This is a genomic window from Neobacillus paridis (assembly GCF_016765675.1).
Lineage (GTDB): Bacteria > Bacillota > Bacilli > Bacillales > Cytobacillaceae > Neobacillus > Neobacillus paridis.
This window is the reverse complement of record NZ_JAESWB010000019.1, coordinates 1-779: the sequence shown is the minus strand read 5'-3', so window position 1 is coordinate 779 and position 779 is coordinate 1. Positions and strand designations below refer to the sequence as shown.

The 779-nt window shown below is 45.1% G+C and carries 2 tRNA genes; both read left to right on the top strand.

Annotated elements, in window-relative coordinates:
* Positions 1-232 precede the first annotated feature (232 nt).
* Positions 233-309: transfer RNA gene (locus JK635_RS01670), tRNA-Ile, on the top strand.
* Positions 310-333: 24 nt separating this feature from the next.
* Positions 334-409, top strand: a tRNA-Ala gene (locus tag JK635_RS01665).
* Positions 410-779: the final 370 nt, after the last annotated feature.

Genomic DNA, 779 nt, shown 5'->3' with positions numbered 1-779 from the left:
TTGCGAACAAATAAATAAATAGATTGTTGCACGTTCTTTGTTTGTTTAGTTTTGAGGGAATAATCCTTTCGCTAAGTTTGCTCCTGCGCCGTAGTAGTTCGAGGAAGTAACTTCTCAGCTCGTCGCAGTGCAGCTTGAAGCAAAACTAAGAAGGCCATTCATGAAGTTGATTCGTGGAAGTTGCCTTGTTTAGTTTTGAGAGAATAAATCTCTTTTAATAAATAATAAGTATGGGCCTATAGCTCAGCTGGTTAGAGCGCACGCCTGATAAGCGTGAGGTCGATGGTTCAAGTCCATTTAGGCCCACCATACTTCAATTTAATATCTCTTTATGGGGCCTTAGCTCAGCTGGGAGAGCGCCTGCTTTGCACGCAGGAGGCCAGCGGTTCGATCCCGCTAGGCTCCACCAATATTTGCTCCTGCGCCGTAGTAGTTCGAGGAAGTAACTTCTCAGCTCGTCGCAGTGCAAGGATGTAAATCAATGAAGTGTTATGCTCCTGCGCCGTAGTAGTTCGAGGAAGTATTCCTCAGCTCGTCGCAAGGCAGCATGATGTAAAGCTACGATGAAACATCACGAAGTGATTGAAATCAGTAGCCTCGTTCTTTGAAAACTAGATAATCGTAATAGAAGAAGTAACCAAGTAAGAACCGGGTATCGCCATTTTAGGTTTTAAACCTTTTAGGTCATGACAAATCAGCAGCGAGAAGGTCAAGGAAGCGAGTGAGCGAAGACTGGAGCGTGCTTAAGGGCACGTGAGGATCTGAGTGAACGAAGCTGA